The sequence below is a fragment of the Burkholderia anthinoferrum genome (genome assembly GCF_002925705.1).
Taxonomy (GTDB): domain Bacteria; phylum Pseudomonadota; class Gammaproteobacteria; order Burkholderiales; family Burkholderiaceae; genus Burkholderia; species Burkholderia semiarida.
The window spans coordinates 34,071-50,712 of record NZ_LFZP01000037.1 but is presented as its reverse complement, the minus strand read 5'-3'; the positions used below and the strand labels follow the sequence as shown (position 1 = coordinate 50,712).

The 16,642-nt window shown below is 69.3% G+C and carries 15 protein-coding genes; 10 read left to right on the top strand and 5 right to left on the bottom strand.

Annotated features, from left to right (window positions below; all coding sequences use genetic code 11):
• Positions 1-147 precede the first annotated feature (147 nt).
• On the top strand, positions 148-1,128 hold the full coding sequence (locus C5F75_RS12255) for an NADPH:quinone oxidoreductase family protein (RefSeq protein ID WP_104012311.1): 981 nt from the start codon (positions 148-150) through the stop codon (positions 1,126-1,128).
• 149 nt (positions 1,129-1,277) lie between these two features.
• Here C5F75_RS12255 and C5F75_RS12250 read toward each other — a convergent pair whose 3' ends face one another.
• Positions 1,278-1,859 (bottom strand): PadR family transcriptional regulator, encoded by a 582-nt coding sequence (locus tag C5F75_RS12250; RefSeq protein WP_063896791.1) that lies wholly within the window; start codon positions 1,857-1,859, stop codon positions 1,278-1,280.
• 154 nt (positions 1,860-2,013) lie between these two features.
• On the opposite strand from C5F75_RS12250, the gene C5F75_RS12245 reads away from it, so the two are divergent.
• From C5F75_RS12245 to C5F75_RS12215, 6 genes are all read left to right on the top strand, one after another.
• On the top strand, positions 2,014-4,038 hold the full coding sequence (locus C5F75_RS12245) for an NADPH-dependent 2,4-dienoyl-CoA reductase (RefSeq protein ID WP_059573820.1): 2,025 nt from the start codon (positions 2,014-2,016) through the stop codon (positions 4,036-4,038).
• A 46-nt stretch (positions 4,039-4,084) separates the two neighbouring features.
• Positions 4,085-4,525 carry a nuclear transport factor 2 family protein gene (locus C5F75_RS12240; RefSeq protein ID WP_059573819.1) on the top strand — a complete coding sequence of 147 codons (441 nt, stop codon included), beginning with the start codon at positions 4,085-4,087 and terminating at the stop codon, positions 4,523-4,525.
• Between the two features lie 438 nt (positions 4,526-4,963).
• On the top strand, positions 4,964-7,054 hold the full coding sequence (locus C5F75_RS12230; RefSeq protein ID WP_104012310.1) for a TonB-dependent receptor: 2,091 nt from the start codon (positions 4,964-4,966) through the stop codon (positions 7,052-7,054).
• Positions 7,055-7,065: 11 nt separating this feature from the next.
• Entirely contained in the window at positions 7,066-7,851 is a 786-nt protein-coding gene (locus C5F75_RS12225) for an ABC transporter ATP-binding protein (protein WP_099316290.1), read from the top strand.
• Entirely contained in the window at positions 7,848-8,840 is a 993-nt protein-coding gene (locus tag C5F75_RS12220; RefSeq protein WP_060011680.1) for an ABC transporter substrate-binding protein, read from the top strand. The genes C5F75_RS12225 and C5F75_RS12220 overlap by 4 nt, the downstream gene beginning before the upstream one ends.
• Complete coding sequence (locus C5F75_RS12215) at positions 8,837-9,877, top strand: FecCD family ABC transporter permease (protein WP_104012288.1); 1,041 nt, start codon at positions 8,837-8,839, stop codon at positions 9,875-9,877. Before C5F75_RS12220 ends, C5F75_RS12215 begins: the two co-directional genes overlap by 4 nt.
• Positions 9,878-9,922: 45 nt before the next feature.
• On the opposite strand, the gene C5F75_RS12210 is transcribed toward C5F75_RS12215, so the two are convergent.
• Both C5F75_RS12210 and C5F75_RS12205 read right to left on the bottom strand, forming a co-directional pair.
• Positions 9,923-11,308 carry an ATP-binding protein gene (locus tag C5F75_RS12210; protein ID WP_104012287.1) on the bottom strand — a complete coding sequence of 462 codons (1,386 nt, stop codon included), beginning with the start codon at positions 11,306-11,308 and terminating at the stop codon, positions 9,923-9,925.
• On the bottom strand, positions 11,309-12,034 hold the full coding sequence (locus C5F75_RS12205) for a response regulator (RefSeq protein ID WP_059573813.1): 726 nt from the start codon (positions 12,032-12,034) through the stop codon (positions 11,309-11,311). It abuts the gene before it with no gap.
• Positions 12,035-12,279: 245 nt separating this feature from the next.
• On the opposite strand from C5F75_RS12205, the gene C5F75_RS12200 reads away from it, so the two are divergent.
• The 3 genes from C5F75_RS12200 (at position 12,280) to C5F75_RS37190 (ending at position 13,780) form a co-directional block, all read left to right on the top strand.
• Positions 12,280-13,026, top strand: coding sequence for a MipA/OmpV family protein (locus tag C5F75_RS12200; protein WP_099316294.1), 747 nt, complete (start codon positions 12,280-12,282; stop codon positions 13,024-13,026).
• 280 nt (positions 13,027-13,306) lie between these two features.
• Positions 13,307-13,642 (top strand): hypothetical protein, encoded by a 336-nt coding sequence (locus C5F75_RS12195; protein ID WP_059573811.1) that lies wholly within the window; start codon positions 13,307-13,309, stop codon positions 13,640-13,642.
• Between the two features lie 6 nt (positions 13,643-13,648).
• Positions 13,649-13,780 carry a hypothetical protein gene (locus tag C5F75_RS37190; RefSeq protein ID WP_258048561.1) on the top strand — a complete coding sequence of 44 codons (132 nt, stop codon included), beginning with the start codon at positions 13,649-13,651 and terminating at the stop codon, positions 13,778-13,780.
• 31 nt (positions 13,781-13,811) lie between these two features.
• On the opposite strand, the gene C5F75_RS12190 is transcribed toward C5F75_RS37190, so the two are convergent.
• Both C5F75_RS12190 and C5F75_RS12180 read right to left on the bottom strand, forming a co-directional pair.
• Positions 13,812-15,020 carry a lytic transglycosylase domain-containing protein gene (locus C5F75_RS12190; protein WP_104012286.1) on the bottom strand — a complete coding sequence of 403 codons (1,209 nt, stop codon included), beginning with the start codon at positions 15,018-15,020 and terminating at the stop codon, positions 13,812-13,814.
• A gap of 404 nt (positions 15,021-15,424) precedes the next feature.
• The gene (locus C5F75_RS12180; RefSeq protein ID WP_104012309.1) at positions 15,425-16,585 is read right to left on the bottom strand and encodes a porin; all 1,161 of its coding nucleotides are present in this window, start codon (positions 16,583-16,585) and stop codon (positions 15,425-15,427) included.
• Positions 16,586-16,642 lie beyond the last annotated feature (57 nt).

Sequence of the window (16,642 nt, the reverse complement as noted above, 5' to 3'; positions counted from 1 at the left end):
ACGACCGTGCTAAATTTCCGCCAGCCGGAATGCTGACGATCGTGCCGACGCCGAAGGCCATCGTGCGTTCGTCGCGAACCGGCCGAGCGGGCGGATCCCGCGGACCATACCGATGCCCGGCCACGCCGCGCAAGGAGAGAGAAGCGCATGAAAGCCCTGTTGTGTACCGCATTCGGCCCGATCGACCGCTTGCGCATCGAGGACGTCGCGATTCCCGAACCGGCTGCCGGGCAGGTCCGGATCCAGGTGAAGGCGGCGTCGCTCAATTTTCCCGACGCGCTGATCGTCCAGGGGCTCTATCAGGTGAAACCGGCGCTGCCGTTTTCGCCGGGCGCCGAGTTTGCCGGCGTGATCGATGCGGTCGGCGACGGCGTCACCGCATGGCGGCCCGGCGATTCCGTGATGGCGTTTACCGGGCACGGCGGGTTCGCGCAGCAGTGCGTGGCCGATGCGCACCAGCTCGCCGCGTTGCCGCCGGGCATGACGTTCGAGCAGGGCGCGGCGCTCGTGCTCGCGTACGGTACGTCGCTGCACGCGTTGCAGCAGCGTGCGCGGTTGCAGGCGGGCGAGACGCTGCTCGTGCTGGGTGCGGCCGGCGGCGTCGGGCTCGCCGCGATCGAGATCGCGAAAGCGCTCGGTGCGCGCGTGATCGCGGCGGCGTCGAGCGCGGACAAGCTCGCGCTGTGCCGCGAAGCGGGCGCCGACGAAACGATCGACTATGCGACCGAGGATCTGCGCCGCCGCGTGGACGAACTGACCGGCGGGCGCGGGGCCGACGTCGTCTACGATCCGGTGGGCGGCGCATGCAGCGAAGCGGCGCTGCGTGCGACCGCGTGGCGCGGCCGGTTTCTCGTGGTCGGCTTCGCGGCCGGCGAGATTCCGAAGATCGCGCTGAACCTCGCGCTGCTGAAGGAGCGCGACATTCTCGGCGTGTTCTGGGGCGATGCGGTGCGGCGCGATCCGGCGCAGCATGCCGCGAACATGCGGCTGCTCGCCGAATGGTTCGCGGCCGGCAAGGTGCGGCCCGCGATCACCGAGCGCGTGTCGCTGGACGGTGCGGTCGACGCGATCGCGCGGATGGCGAACCGGCAGGTGAAGGGCAAGGTGGTGATTTTCCCGGACGCGTGATCCGGTTTCGCCGCGCGGCGATTCAACGCGGGCCGCGCGGCGGGTTCTTCATGACGACGGGCGCGGGGCGACCGTTGTAAAGGCATCCTCGCCATGTAGTCAGACGCACGATGTCGAGCGGCGGTGAAGCGAACCGCCGCGCCGCGGCGTCAATCCTTCGGCAGACGCAGCGTATCGAGCGCGTGCTGCGAAAACTCGACCCAGAACCGCTCGTTCGCGATGCCGGCCTGCAGCACCAGATGCTGCAGGCGCTTCGTGCGTGACTCGCCGGCCGCCGGAGCGCCGGCCGCCGGGTCGCCGGCCGCCGGATCGCCGGCCGCCAAAAAATCACGCGCCTCGATTTGCAGATACAGGTCGAGCTTTTCCTGATGCAGCGCGATGCGCCGCCGGATCTCGTCCTCGAGGCCGGCCGGCCCGAGCACGGCCTCCGCGCGCAGGCGCACCATCAATGCTTCGCGCAACGGCGTCGGATCTTCCGGTTCGGCGATCCAGCGCCGCAATTCCTTCTTGCCGGCCGGCAGGATCCGGTACGCGCGCTTGCGGCCGCGACCGGATTCGGCCGGCAGCGATTCGATCCAGCCCGCTTCCTCGAGACGCCCGAGTTCGCGATAGATCTGCTGATGCGTCGCCTGCCAGAAGTAGCCGATCGAGCGATCGAAACGATCGGCGAGCTCGGACCCCGAACCGGGACGTTCGGCGAGGGCGGTGAGAAGCGCGTGAGGCAGGGACATGTCGGATCGAAGGAGGCTGCGCAATGGCCTGCATCTTGCCATATCGGGGCCACGGCACAAACGACGGGACTCTGTTTATGCAACATGTTGCATAAACGAGGGCGGCGAGCTACCATCCGTGCAACTTGTTGCATAAAAATTGGAGACGCTCCCGATGACCTCCCGTTATCCGCATTTGACGACCCCGCTCGAACTCGGCTTCACGTCGCTCCGGAACCGCGTGCTGATGGGGTCGATGCACGTCGGCCTCGAGGAGGCGCCGAACGGCTTCGAGCGGATGGCGGCGTTCTATGCGGAGCGCGCACGGGGCGAGGCCGGGCTGATCGTCACGGGCGGCTTCGCGCCGAACGAGCGTGGCCGCCCGGCGCCCGGCGGCGCGATGCTGACGACCGAAGCGGACGCCGAACGCCATCGTGTCGTGACGCGCGCGGTGCACGCGGAAGGCGGCAGGATCGCGTTGCAGATCCTGCATTTCGGGCGCTATGCGTATCACCCCGCGCTCGCGGCGCCCAGCGCGCTGAAGGCGCCGATCAACCGGTTCACGCCGCATGCGCTGACGAGCGACGAGGTCGACGAGACGATCGCCGATTTCGTGCGATGCGCGGCGCTCGCGCAGCATGCGGGCTACGACGGCGTCGAGATCATGGGCTCCGAGGGCTACCTGATCAACGAATTCATCGCCGCGCGCACGAACCATCGCGACGATGCGTGGGGCGGTGCGTACGACAACCGTATCCGCTTCGCGGTCGAGATCGTGCGGCGCGTGCGCGAACGCGTCGGCGCGAAGTTCATCGTCATCTACCGGCTGTCGATGCTCGATCTCGTCGAAGGCGGCTCGACGCTCGACGAGGTGATCCGGCTCGCGCGGGCGATCGAGGCGGCCGGCGCGACGATCCTCAACACCGGTATCGGCTGGCACGAGGCGCGCATTCCGACCATCGCGACCAAGGTGCCGCGCGCCGCGTATGCGTGGGTGACGCGGCAACTGATGGGCAAGGTCGGCATTCCGCTCGTCGCGACCAACCGGATCAACACGCCGGAAGTCGCCGAGCAACTGCTCGCCGACGGCTATTGCGACATGGTGTCGATGGCGCGGCCGTTCCTCGCCGATGCCGAATTCGTCCGCAAGGCGCGGGAAGGGCGCGCGGACGAAATCAACACGTGCATCGGCTGCAACCAGGCGTGTCTCGACCATACGTTCAGCGGCAGGATCACGTCGTGCCTCGTGAACCCGCGTGCGTGCCATGAAACCGAGCTCGTGATTCGTCCCGCGCCGCGGCGCAAGCGGATTGCGGTGGTCGGCGCGGGGCCGGCGGGCCTCGGCTTCGCGGTCACGGCGGCCGAACGCGGTCACGCGGTCACGCTGTACGAGGCCGGCGCCGAGATCGGCGGCCAGTTCAACCTCGCGAAGAAAGTGCCCGGCAAGGAAGAGTTCAACGAGACGCTGCGCTACTTCCGCCGGCAGATCGAGCTGCGCGGCATCACGCTGCACGTCAATACGCGTGCGAGCGCCGAGATGCTGTTGCAACGCGAATTCGACGAAGTGGTGATCGCGACGGGCATCGTGCCGCGTACACCGCCGATCGAAGGCATCGACCATCCGAAGGCGCTCGGCTATCTCGACGTGCTGCGCGACGGCATGGCCGTCGGCCGCAGCGTCGCGATCGTCGGCGCGGGCGGCATCGGCTTCGACGTCGCCGAATATCTCGTTCATCGCGACGGCGGCGAGCGCGTCGATGCCGACCGTTTCTTCAGCGAATGGGGGGTCGACAGCACGTATGCGACCGCGGGCGGGCTCGGCGCCGCGCGGCCCGAGCCGGCGGCGCGGCACGTGCATCTGCTGCAGCGCAAGGCGTCGAAAGTCGGCGACGGGCTCGGCAAGACCACCGGATGGATTCACCGCGCGGCGCTGAAGGCGCGCGGCGTCGGGATGTCGTCGGCGGTCACGTACCGCCGCATCGACGACGACGGTTTCCACGTGACGATCGACGGCGTCGAGCAGACGCTGCCGGTGGACAACGTCGTGATCTGCGCGGGGCAGGAGCCGTCGCGCGAGCTGGCGGAGCAACTGCAAGCCGCCGGATGCCGCGTGCATCTGATCGGCGGCGCATACGAGGCCGCCGAACTCGATGCGAAGCGCGCGATTCACCAGGGCACGACGCTGGCCGCGACGCTTTGATACCGACTCGTTTCCATTCGATCCAACAACGTTACTGGAGACCGCGATGACGCACTCACTGCTGAATGTTCATCCCGCCGTCGCGAAATCGCTCGACGCGTGGCACGCGATGGTCGAGCGCAAGGATTTCGGCGCGCTGGAATCGATCGTCCATCCGGACGCCGTGTTCCGTTCGCCGATGGCGTTCAAGCCGTACGGGCCGGCGCCCGCGCTGCTGATGGCGCTGCGCACGGTGATCACGATCCTCGAGAATTTCACGTATCACCGCCAGTTCGCGACCGACGACGGCAAGAGCGTCGTGCTCGAGTTTGACGCGACCGTCGGCGACAAGGCGCTGAAGGGGATCGACATGATCCGCTTCGACGACGACGGGCGGATCGTCGAATTCGAGGTAATGATCCGGCCGTTCAATGCGCTGCAGGCGCTCGGCGCGGAAATGGGCGCACGGCTCGGGCAGCAGTTGCCGGCGTTCAAGACCGGCGGGTGAGCGGGAACACGCGCTAGCGTGCAACCGGCTTGCGGCCGCGTTGCCGGCCCCGCGCGAGGTCGGGCGCAGCGTCGACGACGCGCACGGCAAGCGCGTACGTGTGCGGGTGCACGCGTTCACGGCACGCAATCGGCCGCAGGCCGACAAGCCGCGGATGCAGTTCGGTTTCCCGCCGCAGACGCGCGGAGCGGCATCCCAAGCTGTCAAAATCCTGACGAATCAAGTTGATATATTGTATCATCCGAGGTTTTCGTCGCCGGCCGGGCGGGCTGCCCGGGCCGCTCGTGTGCGACGACATCCTGCGAAGATCGATACGACGTGACGAGAATCGGACACACCCCGGCGCGCGGGGCGCGGCGCCATGCCGCGCCGCGCCGGAACGCGAGCGCCTGGCGCACGCGCGCGGCACGCGGTTGCACGACCTTGGTCGGCTGCGCGATCGCGACCACCGGCGCGCTGGCCGCCGAAGCCGCCGCATCGGCGGCGGACGACCGGCACGCGCTGCCGGCGATCAGCGTCACGGCTTCGTCCGCACCGGCCGACCCGCTGACGCAACCGCTCGAAACGGGCTCGCGGCTCGGGCTCGCGAGCCTCGACACGCCTGCGAGCGTCGAAACCGTCACGGCCGATACGATCGAAGCACGCGGCGATCGCACCGTGCTCGACGCGGTCACGCGCACGGCCGGCTTTGCGAGCGCGATCGCACCAGGCACGGGTGGCACCGCATCGAGCGTGCGCGGCTTCAGCGGGCAGGAATCGGTGATGATGCTGCTCGACGGCGTGCGGCTGATGCCGGCGGCCGGCACGATCACGTTTCCGTTCGACACGTGGTCGGTCGCGCGCATCGAGGTGCTGCGCGGGCCGGCATCGGTGCTGTACGGCGAAGGGGCGATCGGCGGGGTCGTGAACGTGGTGCCGAAGCGGCCCCGGCGCGCGCGCGAGACGACGCTGCAGGCCGGCATCGGCCCCGACGGCGCGAAGCGCTTCGCGTTCGATACGACGGGCGCGCTCGGCCCGCGGCTGTCGTACCGCTTCTACGCGAGCGATGCGCGCGCGAACGGTCTCGCCGAGCGGGCCGATACGCATACGACGGCCATCGGCGGCGCGCTGACAGTCGACGTGAGCCCCCGGCTCACGCTGACGCTCGACTACGACTACGGGCGCCAGATGCCCGCGACGTACTATGGCGTGCCCGCGCCGAACGGCGTGCTCGATCCGTCGCTGCGCAAGCTGAACTACACGGTCGGTGACGCGACGATTTCGTACTACGACCAGTGGACGCGCCTGTCGGCCAGCTACCGGCCCGCGGCCGGCGTGACGATCGACAACCAGCTCTACTACCTGACCTCGAACCGCCACTGGCGCAACGCGGAATCGTATGTGCTTGACCGCGCGACGGGACGTGTCACGCGCGGCGACTATCTCGACATCGGCCACCATCAGCGACAGATCGGCGACCGGCTGAGCGCGCGCTTCGACGGCATGCTGTTCGGTCGCGCGAACCGTTTCGTCGTCGGCACGGAATTCAGCCAGACCACGTTCAACGGCATCAACAATTCGCCGTACGGCGGCGAAACGACGGTACCGGCGCACGGCTTCGATCCCGGCGTATTCACGAGCCCGAACCCGACCGTGCCGCAGTTCAGCACGCGCGCGCGGCAGGCGGCGGTATTCGCCGAGAACCGGCTCGAGGTGCTGCCGCGGCTCGCGTGGGTGAGCGGCCTGCGCTACGACCACATCGCGTTCAGCCGCGAGCAGGCGGCGACCGGCGCGCGCTTCGACAAGCGATTCGCGAACGTCGGCTGGCGCACCGGTTTCGTGTTCGACATCGCACCGACGTTCAGCGCGTATGCGCAGTACACGACGGGCGCGGAGGGCGTCGGCTCGCTGTTGACGCTGTCGGCGTCGCAGGCGGGCTACCGGCTCGCGACCGGCGAGCAGTGGGAAGCCGGCCTCAAGCAGACGCTGCTCGACGGTCGCGCGTACTGGACGTTCGCCGTGTACGACATCACGAAGCGCAACCTGCTCAGCACCGATCCGTTCAATCCGGCGCTGCGCCAGCAGGTTGGCCGGCAGTCGTCGCGCGGCGTCGAGCTGACGGGCGGCGCGCGGCTGCCGCACGGCTGGACGGTCGATGCGAACGTCGCGCTGCTGCGTGCGCGCTACGACACATTCAACCAGACGGCCTGCGGCGCGACGGTGTCGCGGGCCGGCAACGTGCCGTCCGGCGTGCCGCAGCGGACCGCGAACCTGTGGCTCGGCTGGGCGTTCGCCGAGCGCTGGCAGGCGAATGCGGGCGTGCGCTACGTCGGGCCGACCTACGGCGACGACGCCAATCGCATACAGGTGCCGTCGTATACGGTGTTCGATGCGTCGCTGCGCTGGCAGCCGACGTCGCGCACCGAGCTCGCGCTGACGCTGCGCAATCTCGCGAACCGCACGTACGCGGCGACGACGTCGAACGGCGGCGAGCAATGGCTGCTCGGCCCGTCGCGCTCGGCGGAGCTCGTCGCGACGATGCGCTTCTAGGCCGGCACGACATGCGTGCCGTCACCCACATGCTCGACATCGAACGCGTGCGCTGGTCTCCCGGCGGCGCGGCCGACGTGCTCGATTCGGTGACGCTGACGGTGGCCGAAGGCGAATTCGTCGGGCTGGTCGGCCCGAACGGCAGCGGCAAGACGAGCCTGCTGCGCTGCGTGTTCCGCTACGCGCGCCCCGACGCGGGCCGCGTCGCGCTCGACGCCGAGGACGTGTGGCGCATGCGGCCGCGCGCGGTCGCGCGGCGCATCGCGGTGCTGCAGCAGGAAACGCCGGACGATTTCGGGCTGACGGTCGACGAACTGGTCGGCATGGGCCGCACGCCGCACAAACGGGCGTTCGACGGGGAATCGGCCGACGATCGCCGGATCGTCGATTCCGCGCTGCACGACGTCGGCCTCGTCGAGCGCCGCGCCCAGCGTTTCGCGTCGCTGTCGGGCGGCGAGAAGCAGCGCGCGCTGCTGGCTCGCGCGCTCGCGCAGCAGCCCGAACTGCTGTTGCTCGACGAACCGACCAACCATCTCGACCTGCGTCACCAGCTCGAACTGCTCGCGCGCGTGCGCCGCCTCGGCATCGCGACGCTCGCGACGATTCATGACCTCAATCTCGCGGCCGCGTATTGCGACCGGCTCCATGTGCTCGCGCACGGCCGCGTCGTCGCGTCCGGCGCGCCGGACGACGTGCTGACCGAAGCGCTGCTGCGCGACGTGTTCGGCGTCGCCGCGCTCGTCGATCGCCATCCCGTCACGGGCCGCCCGCGCATCACGCCGCTTCATCCGGAATGACCGCCATGCCGTTTACTCTCTTGTCCTTCGTGTCCCGCCGGCTGCTTGCCGCCGCCGTGCTCGGCTGCGCGGCCGTTCACGCGCTCGCCTATCCGGTCACCGTGCGCAGTTGCGACCGCGACGTGACGTTCGAGCATGCGCCACGGCGTGCGGTGAGCAACGACGTGAACCTCACCGAGATGATGCTCGTGCTTGGCCTGAAGGACCGGCTCGTCGGCTATACGGGCATCGGCGGCTGGAAGACGGGCACCGCGCGCGTGCGCGACGCATTGCGCGGCGTGCCCGAACTGGCGAGCCAGTATCCGTCGCTGGAAGTGCTGGCCGCCGCGCGCGCAGACTTCTATCTCGCCGGCTGGAACTACGGGATGCATGTCGGCGGGCCGGTGACGCCGGCGACGCTCGCGCCGTTCGGCATCCGCACGTACGAACTGACCGAATCGTGTTCGCACGTGATGAAGCAGTCGGCCGCATCGTTCGACGACGTGTTCCGCGACCTGACCAATCTCGGCCGGATCTTCGGCGTCGATGCGCGCGCCGCGCAGGTCGTCGCCGCGATGCGCGCGCGGCTCGCGGCGGTGTCGCGTGCGATCGGGCGCCCGGCGCCAGTGCGCGTGTTCGTGTACGACAGCGGCACCGACAAGCCGATGACGGCGGGCGGGCTCGCGATGCCGACCGCGCTGCTCGCGGCGGCGGGCGCACGCAACGTGATGGACGACCTGCCGCGCAGCTGGACGCAGGTGAGCTGGGAAAGCGTGGTCGCGCGCGATCCGCAGGTGATCGTGATCGTCGACTATTCGGCGGTCACGGCCGCGCAGAAGCAGCAGTTCCTGTCGAGCCAGCCGGCGCTCGCGCGCGTGGCCGCGATCCGCGACCGGCGCTTCGTCGTGATTCCGTACGATGCCGCGACGCCGGGCCCCGAGAACGTCGCGGCCGTCGAGACGCTCGCACGCGCGCTGTATCCGGCCGCATTTGCCGGAGCGGCGCGATGAGCGTGCGCGGGCAGGTGGCGCGGCCCCGCATGCGCGTGGTGCTGCCGGCGCTGGCCGTGCTGCTGATCGCGTCGATCGTCGTGTCGGCCGCGTTCGGCCCGGCGCCGATCGCGATGCCGGCCGCGGTGCGGATCGTCGCCGCGCACGTCGCGTCGGCGTTCGGCGGCGCCGACGCGTTCGCCGCGGCAGCGGGCGACGACAGCATCGTGTGGCTGATCCGGATGCCGCGTGCGCTGCTGGCCGCGATCGTCGGCGCGACGCTGGCGACGGTCGGCGTCGCGTTGCAGGCGGCGACCGCGAACCGCCTGGCCGATCCGCACCTGCTCGGCGTGAGCGCGGGCGCGATGCTCGGCGCGGTCGCGGTCACGGTGGTGGCCGGCGCGGCGTTCGGCCCGTTCACGCTGTCGGCCGCCGCCTTTGCGGGGGCGCTCGCGGCCACGGCGTGCGTGGTCGCGCTCGCTTACCGGAGCGGCCGGCTCGAATCGGACCGGCTGCTGCTCGCGGGCGTGTCGGTGTCGTTCATGATGGCCGCGTTCGGCAACCTGCTGCTGTATCTCGGCGACCAGCGCGCCGCATCGTCGGTGCTGTTCTGGATGCTCGGCGGCGTCGGGCTCGCGCGCTGGGACCTGCTGCCGGTGCCGGCCGTGTGCGCGGTGCTCGCCGTCGGCGCGCTCCATGCGCGCCGGCGCGAACTGAATGCGCTGATGTCGGGCGACGTCGCCGCCGCGTCGCTCGGCGTGCCGAGCGCACGGATGCGGCGCGAGGTGTTCGTCGTCGCGTCGTTCGCGACGGGCGCGATGGTCGCGGTAAGCGGCGCGATTGGCTTCGTCGGGCTCGTGACGCCGCATCTGTGCCGTCGCGTCGCCGGCGCCGAGCATGGCCGGCTGCTGCCGGTCGCCGCGCTCGCGGGCGCGATCCTGCTCGTATGGGCCGATGTCGCCGCGCGCACGCTCGCGGCGCCGGAGGATCTGCCGATCGGCATCGTGACCGCGCTGTTCGGCAGCCTGTTCTTCGTCGCGCTGCTGCGCCGGCGCTGAGCGGCGGCGCGGTCGGGCGGGGCAGGCCGACGCACGCCGCGTGTTTTATCGAAGCGGGATGACCGCACCCGCGCCGCTGCGGCGCCGCGCGTCGGCATGCGTGCTCGCCGCGCCCTGCGCGACGTCGAAGAGCGTGTCCGGCAGCGCGCGCACGGGCAGCGTGATCACGAAGCGCGCGCCGCCGAGCGGCGAATCCTCGAGCCGCACGTCGCCGCCGTGCACCTGCGCGACGCGCCGCACGATCGCGAGCCCGAGCCCGAAGCCGCCGGTCTGCCGGTCGCGGCTCGAGTCCAGCCGCTGGAACGGCTCGAACACGCGGGCACGCTCGGCGGCCGGAATGCCGGGGCCGTCGTCGTCGACGCTCAGCACGAGCGCGCCGGACCGGTCTCGCGTGGCGGCCAGCACGACCTTGCGCGACGCATAGCGCGCGCCGTTGCGAATCAGGTTCAGCAGCGCGCGGGCGACGAGCTTCGGATCGCAGACATGGGTCGCGGGCGCATCGAGCGTCGACACGTCGAGCGCGATGCCGCGATCGGCGATGTCGTCCGCGACGTTGCCGGCGACGCTGTCGATCAGCGCGTCGACGTCGACTTCCATCGGCGCGAGTTCGCTCGCCCCCTGTTCGAGCCGGCCGATCGTCAGCAGCTCGGTGACGAGCTCGTCGAGTTCGCGCACGTCGCGCCGCAGCGCGTCGCGGCGCTCGCGCATCCGGCCCGTTTCGTCGGCGTCGGCGAGCAGCGCGAGCCCGAATTCGAGTCGGGCGAGCGGCGTTTTCAGTTCATGCGAGATGCCGTGCATCATTTCGCGCTGCTGCTTGATCGACGCCTCGATGCGCGCGGCCATGTCGTTGAACTGCTGCGACAGCTCGTAGATGTTCGACTTGCCCGACAGCTTCACGCGCGTCGACAGCATCCCGGCGCCGAACGCGCGCGCGGCATCCTGCAGCCGGCGAATGTCGCGCCAGTGATAGTGAATCCACAGCACCACCGCGAGCAGCGTCGCGAGCGCGAGCAGCATGTACGCATAGATGCGGATGTCGAGGTCCGGCGCCTCGATCGGGCGCGCATGCAGCACCGAGCCGTCCGCGAGCGGCATGTAGTAATCCTTGCCGTTGTAGCTGATCGCGATCCGGCCGGCATCGAGATCGCGCAGCGGCGCGCCGCTCAATTGCGCACGCGCGTCGGCCATCGACATGAAGCCGAACCCTTCGCGGCCGTGCAGCGCGAGTTCGCGCAACGCAAGCTCGCGCTGCGCGCCGGGATGGCGTTCGAGATAGTCGTTCAGCACGAACGAGTAGGTCGTCAGCGAGTCGCGCTGAGCCTGCGCGCCGCGCTCGTAGAAGATCCGGTCGAACGACAGCTGGATGAAGATGATCGACGCGCCGACGAACAGGATCACGACGAGATACAACCGGAGTAGCGGGCGCAGCATTCACTCGTCCCATGCGGAAGGGCTGAACAGGTAGCCGCGACCCCAGATCGTCTTGATCTTGTGCGGCTCCGACGAAGCGTCCTCGAAGCGGCGGCGCAGCTTCGAGATGCCGGAATCGACCGAGCGGTCGAGCCCGTCGAATTCGATCCCGCGCAACTGCTTCAGGATGTCGTCGCGGCTCAGCACGGTGCCGGCCGCGCGCGCGAGGATCAGCAGCAGATTGAATTCGGCGGTCTTCAGCTCGACCGGCTCGCCGCGCCACGTGACGGTGCGGTTCGGCGGCGAGATCGTGAGTTCGCCGAATACGAGTGCGTCGGGCGCGACGGCCGGCGCTTCCACCGCGGCCGGCTGCGCGCGGCGCAACAGCGCGCGGGCGCGTGCGACGAGCACGCGCGGCTCGATCGGCTTCGTCACGTAGTCGTCGGCGCCGGTCTCGAGCCCGGCGACCTGGTCGTACACGTCCGCGCGCGCCGTCAGGATCAGCACCGGGACGTTGGTGAACGCGCGGATGCGCCGGCAGACTTCCATGCCGTCGAGATTCGGCAGCATCAGGTCGAGTATCACGAGGGCCGGCTGGTGCTCGCGGACGCCCGCGACAGCGAGGTCGCCGCGCCGCACGACCGTCACCGCGAATTCGTAGCCGTCGAGATATTCGCGGACGAGCTGCGCGAGGCGATCGTCGTCCTCGATCAGCAGCACACGGTATTTGAGCGGAACTTCGTTCATGGTCTCCTCAGAGCGCACGCGCCATTTCGCACCCGGCAGGCTGGTGCGCGACGCGGCACGCGAATTCTATCCGGCGGATCGGCCGGCGGGGCAGCGGGGAGACAATCTCGAACAATCGAACACAATTGCGCACAGATTCGCCGCACATTCGGGACAGTCTCGGCGCAGGGCGGCACCTAGACTGCCGGCTTCGTCACTCTTATCTCAATATTGTGCGCCCATTACTTCGACGCTACCGCTATTGCATGCCGCTCGCCGGCCTGACCCTCGCCGCCGCCGCCCACGCGGAAAACCAGTATGCGTTGTCGCTCGGCGGCGGGTTCGCACCGCGCTACGCGGGCAGCAACCAGTATCGCGGCGTCGTCGCGCCGTCGTTTTCCGCCACGTTCGGCAACGGCTTCTTCATCGACAGCACGCAGGGCGCCGGCTACCGGCTGAACCTGCCGCACGGTGCGTTCGTGTCGGCGGCGGTGGGCTATGACGCGGGCCGCGCGGACGAGAACCGCTTCGATCTGCCGGGCTCCGACTACCTGAAGGGAATGGGGCGGATTCCGGGCTCGGTGCTCGTCGGCGTGCGCGCCGGCGTGACGTTCTTCGATGCGGCGGAACTGAGCGTCACGATCGATACGCCGGTGACGCACACGTCGCGCGGCGTGTCGGGGCACGTGGATCTCGCGGTGCCGGTGCTCAAGACGTCGCGGCACGAGATCATCGTGACGGGCACCGTGCACGCGGGCACGGGACGCTACATGCAGACCTTCTACGGCGTGACCGATGCACAGTCGCTGACGAGCCGCTTCCGGCCGTATTCGGCGAGCGGCGGGATCGACAGCGCGTCGATGGCGGTGGCATGGAACTGGACGCTGTCGCGGCACTGGTCGGTGCTCGCGACCGGCGGCGTGACGCGGCTGCTCGGCCGCGCGGGCGACAGCCCGATCGTGCAGTCGCGCAGCAACTACTACGGCATCGCGGGCGTCACCTACAAGTTCTGAACGGATGCCGACGCGGGCCGGCGTGTGCCGGGCGCATGCGTTGCGTCGGCGTCGCGCGGTCGCCGCGAACCGCGTGCGGTAACATGCGCTCGGGTCCGGCGTCAGGCCGGCCCGCGACGCAGGTGCGCCGAGACGGCTCGGCCAGGTCGAAAACGGCCGCCGTTCGCGGGCCGGCTCCGTCAGGAAACGGCCGGCAGCGTGCGGAACCGATCACGCATGCGATGCCCGGTCGTGCACGAATGCCGCACATGGACCGCCGGGCCGAGAGAAGGAGAAACCAATGAAGAACACGATCGCGATGCTCGTCGCACTCGTTGCGAGCGCAACTTTTGCAGGATGTGCAGACATGAACACGCAGCACCGCAACGCCACCGCCGGCGGCGCGGCGACGATTCCCGCGCAGCCGGGCGCCGCGCCGGCGTGCAAGGCGGACGCCACGCCGGACGACGCGCTGGTCGGCAAGACCGAAACCGATGCGGCCGCGCTGCTCGACGGTTGCCTGTGGCGCGTGCTCGAGCGCGACGGCAAGTCGTTGCCGGGCACGATGGACTATCGCGAGGAGCGCCGCAATCTCGGCATTCGCGACGGCAAGGTGATCTGGGTGCGGCGCGGGTGAGGCCGTGTGACGATTCCGCAGCCGGAATCGTCGACGTCGCGTTATCTGCGCGTGTATTTCAGGCAGAACGGCACGGCCGAGCTGCAACGGGTGGACGACATGAACGCGCCCGAACCGCGGCCGACCGCGGGCCCATGATCGCCGCGATGCGCGTGCGGTCGGACGCGCGTCACTTCGAGATGTACCACAGCGCGTCCGCGCTGGCGCGCGACGGCTGAGCGGCCGGTGCCTGAGCCGGCGCGGGCGGCGGCGTGTTCGACGTGATGGCCGTCGGCAGCGTGGCGGGAATATTCGCGGTCGAAGGCGAGGCCGCCGCCGTGCCCGACGTCGATGGCGTATTCACGTACCACAGCGCATCGGCCGAGGCCGTGCGTTTCGCTGCCGTATTGGGCGCCGCGTTCGTCGCCGCGTTCGCGGCCGCACTGGCCGATTTCTTCGATGCCCCGGCCGTTGCCGTGCCCGCCGTCCCGGCCTGCGCGGTCATGCCGGCGGCCGCCGCCCCCCGCTGCGCGCGCGCTTCGAACGGCCCGAGCTGGAAGATCAACGTTTGCGCGGGACGCGTCACGACGGCATACGGAAACTGCAGCTCCCACGACATCAGCACGCGCCCGGCCGACGTTTCGGTGAAGATCGCCGGCACGTGCTTCATGTCGCTGAACTGCACGTAGACCCGCGCACCGTCGTCGAACACCTGGGTCGGCTTGGCCTGGTCGGCGCCGGTGACCGTCCATCCGAAGTTGTACGTACCGGCCGGGCCGGCGGGGCCACCCTGCGGCGGCGGAGGCGGCGAGGCCGGCGATATCGTGCGTGCGCGCGTGACGGGCGGCGCCGACACGCTCAGGCTCGCGAACGGGTTGTACGTCTGCGCCTGTTGCGGCGGCGTGAAGGACGGTGGAAGGATGGGCATGGGAGTATCCGGCGAATCCGGCATGGTCCGGATTGCATCATAGACCTTGCGCGCATACGCGAGGCGCTTGTCGGGCGACGCGGAGTTGTACGCGCCGATCGCGTTCCAGTTGGGGCCGAGCTGGCGGATGTTCTGCGACAGGATCCACGCGCCGACATACGCGTTCGTGCACGCATCGAACAGGCTTTCCCGCGTGATGCCTTCGCGCGCGAGCGTCGGCAGCCACGTGCTGTTGATCTGCATCAGCCCGATGTCGACCGTGCCGTTGGTATTGGTGTTGATCGCGTTCGGATTCATTCCCGATTCGACCTGCGCGATGCCGCGCATCAGGCTGACGCTCACGTGCTGGAATGCGGCCGCGTCGTCCAGGCAGTCGGCCCGCGCGACGCCGCAGAGCGCGCAGGAGAGCGCGATCGTCGAGGCGATGGTCAGCGTGGCGCGACCGAGCGGGCGAGAAGTATGACGCGGCATGGCAGGATGGGGCGGAATCCGGCCGCCCGGTGCAAGGAAATTACGCAGACGCGAAGTGTGCCATAGCAGGCGGGCAAATGGTTCGCGTCAAACTTTCCTTTGCATTTGCCCGCGCGTTCGCCGGGCATTTTTATCGCGCCGGATCAGCGGCCGGGACGATGCATGATCGGTAAAAATGGCCGGAAATTGCGCGCATGCGAATGCAACGGCGGCGACGGAAACCTGACGTGCTGCGTCAGCTGCGTGGTAAAGCCGGCGATAAGCGGCGCGACAGGGACAATCGGCCGGGGGCCGTTGGCGGGGCGATGGAAAGCGATAAAAAATCGGCGGCCGAAGCCGCCGTTTGCGCAATGCGGATTCGGCCGGTCGCGCCGCGCGCGGCCGGCCGTCCTGCCGTATCGCGATCAGAAACGGTGACGCAGGCCGAGGTTGACCATCGTCTGCGAGCTCGTGCCCGCATAACCGTACGAGCCGATCGATGCCTGCGCGGCCATCGAGCCGCCCTTGCCGTCGCCGGTCTGGCCGCTCGCGTGCTGGTACGCGGCGGTCAGGTAGACGTCGGTGCGCTTCGACAGGTTGTAGTCGGCCCCGGCCGATACCTGGTGATAGGTCGCCGACGTGTCGCCGCCCGAGCGCGTGTAGCTGTAGCCGACGCCGACGAGCAGCGCATTCGTCGCCTGGTAGTTCACGAAGCCTTGCCCCGTGTTGTAGTGCTCGTTCGAGCCGAACACCGAGCTGGCGTCGCGGCGGTACTGCGCGTTGCTGTAGCCGAGGCCGAACGTGAACGGGCCGGCGACGTACTGGCCCGCGATGCGCGCGATGCCGATCGAATGGGCGCTCGCGTAGCCGTTGTTGATCGGGCCGTCGAACGTGCCGTCCGACGAGCTCGTCCAGCCGTCGCGCACGCCGCTCGACGCGGGGCTGTTGGTCGCGTGGAAGTAGCCGCCCGCGACGCTGAACGGCCCGTTGTTGTACGACACGGCGGCCGAGTACGACTGCGCGGCGCCGGTGCTGCCGGCGATGCCGCCGAACGAATACATCGCCGCGAACTGCAGGCCCGAATAGACGGCCGACGTGTACTTCACCGCGTTGTCGACGCGGAAGCTGTTGTCGTAGTTGTCGACGTCGCCCGGCGTCGCGAATGCGCTGCCCAGATAGTTGTCGGCGGTGATGCCCTGCACGAGATCGATGAGCGGGTCGTATTGGCGGCCGAACGTGAGTGTGCCGTAGCGGTCGCTCGCCAGCCCGACGAAGGCCTGCCGGCCGAACAGGCGGTTGCCCTGGCCCAGCCGGCCGTTGCTCGGGTCGAAGCCGTTCTCCAGCTGGAACAGCGCCTTCAGCCCGCCGCCGAGATCCTCGGTGCCTTTCACGCCCCAGCGGCTGCCGGCGAGGTTGCCCGCGCTGCTGTTGCCGAGCATCCACGCGTTGTCCTTGCCTTGCGCATGGTTCACATAGGTGATCGACGTGTCGATCACGCCGTACAGCGTGACGCTCGACTGTGCATGCGCGACGGGCATCGCCGCGAACGACGCGAGCGAAATCAGCGAGAGGGTCGTGCGTTTCATTTCATTCTCCTTGCGCATTGGTGTGGGTTCGTGATCCGGAATGGCAGGAGACTACAG

What these genes read in the sequence shown, in the direction of transcription:
- C5F75_RS12190 (WP_104012286.1), bottom strand. Translation starts at nt 15,020, where the DNA reads ATGCCGCGTCATACTTCTCGCCCGCTCGGTCGCGCCACGCTGACCATC.
- C5F75_RS12245 (WP_059573820.1), top strand. Translation starts at nt 2,014, where the DNA reads ATGACCTCCCGTTATCCGCATTTGACGACCCCGCTCGAACTCGGCTTC.
- C5F75_RS12240 (WP_059573819.1), top strand. Translation starts at nt 4,085, where the DNA reads ATGACGCACTCACTGCTGAATGTTCATCCCGCCGTCGCGAAATCGCTC.
- C5F75_RS12210 (WP_104012287.1), bottom strand. Translation starts at nt 11,308, where the DNA reads ATGCTGCGCCCGCTACTCCGGTTGTATCTCGTCGTGATCCTGTTCGTC.
- C5F75_RS12225 (WP_099316290.1), top strand. Translation starts at nt 7,066, where the DNA reads ATGCGTGCCGTCACCCACATGCTCGACATCGAACGCGTGCGCTGGTCT.
- C5F75_RS12205 (WP_059573813.1), bottom strand. Translation starts at nt 12,034, where the DNA reads ATGAACGAAGTTCCGCTCAAATACCGTGTGCTGCTGATCGAGGACGAC.
- C5F75_RS12195 (WP_059573811.1), top strand. Translation starts at nt 13,307, where the DNA reads ATGAAGAACACGATCGCGATGCTCGTCGCACTCGTTGCGAGCGCAACT.
- C5F75_RS12255 (WP_104012311.1), top strand. Translation starts at nt 148, where the DNA reads ATGAAAGCCCTGTTGTGTACCGCATTCGGCCCGATCGACCGCTTGCGC.
- C5F75_RS12215 (WP_104012288.1), top strand. Translation starts at nt 8,837, where the DNA reads ATGAGCGTGCGCGGGCAGGTGGCGCGGCCCCGCATGCGCGTGGTGCTG.
- C5F75_RS12250 (WP_063896791.1), bottom strand. Translation starts at nt 1,859, where the DNA reads ATGTCCCTGCCTCACGCGCTTCTCACCGCCCTCGCCGAACGTCCCGGT.
- C5F75_RS12220 (WP_060011680.1), top strand. Translation starts at nt 7,848, where the DNA reads ATGACCGCCATGCCGTTTACTCTCTTGTCCTTCGTGTCCCGCCGGCTG.
- C5F75_RS12180 (WP_104012309.1), bottom strand. Translation starts at nt 16,585, where the DNA reads ATGAAACGCACGACCCTCTCGCTGATTTCGCTCGCGTCGTTCGCGGCG.
- C5F75_RS12200 (WP_099316294.1), top strand. Translation starts at nt 12,280, where the DNA reads ATGCCGCTCGCCGGCCTGACCCTCGCCGCCGCCGCCCACGCGGAAAAC.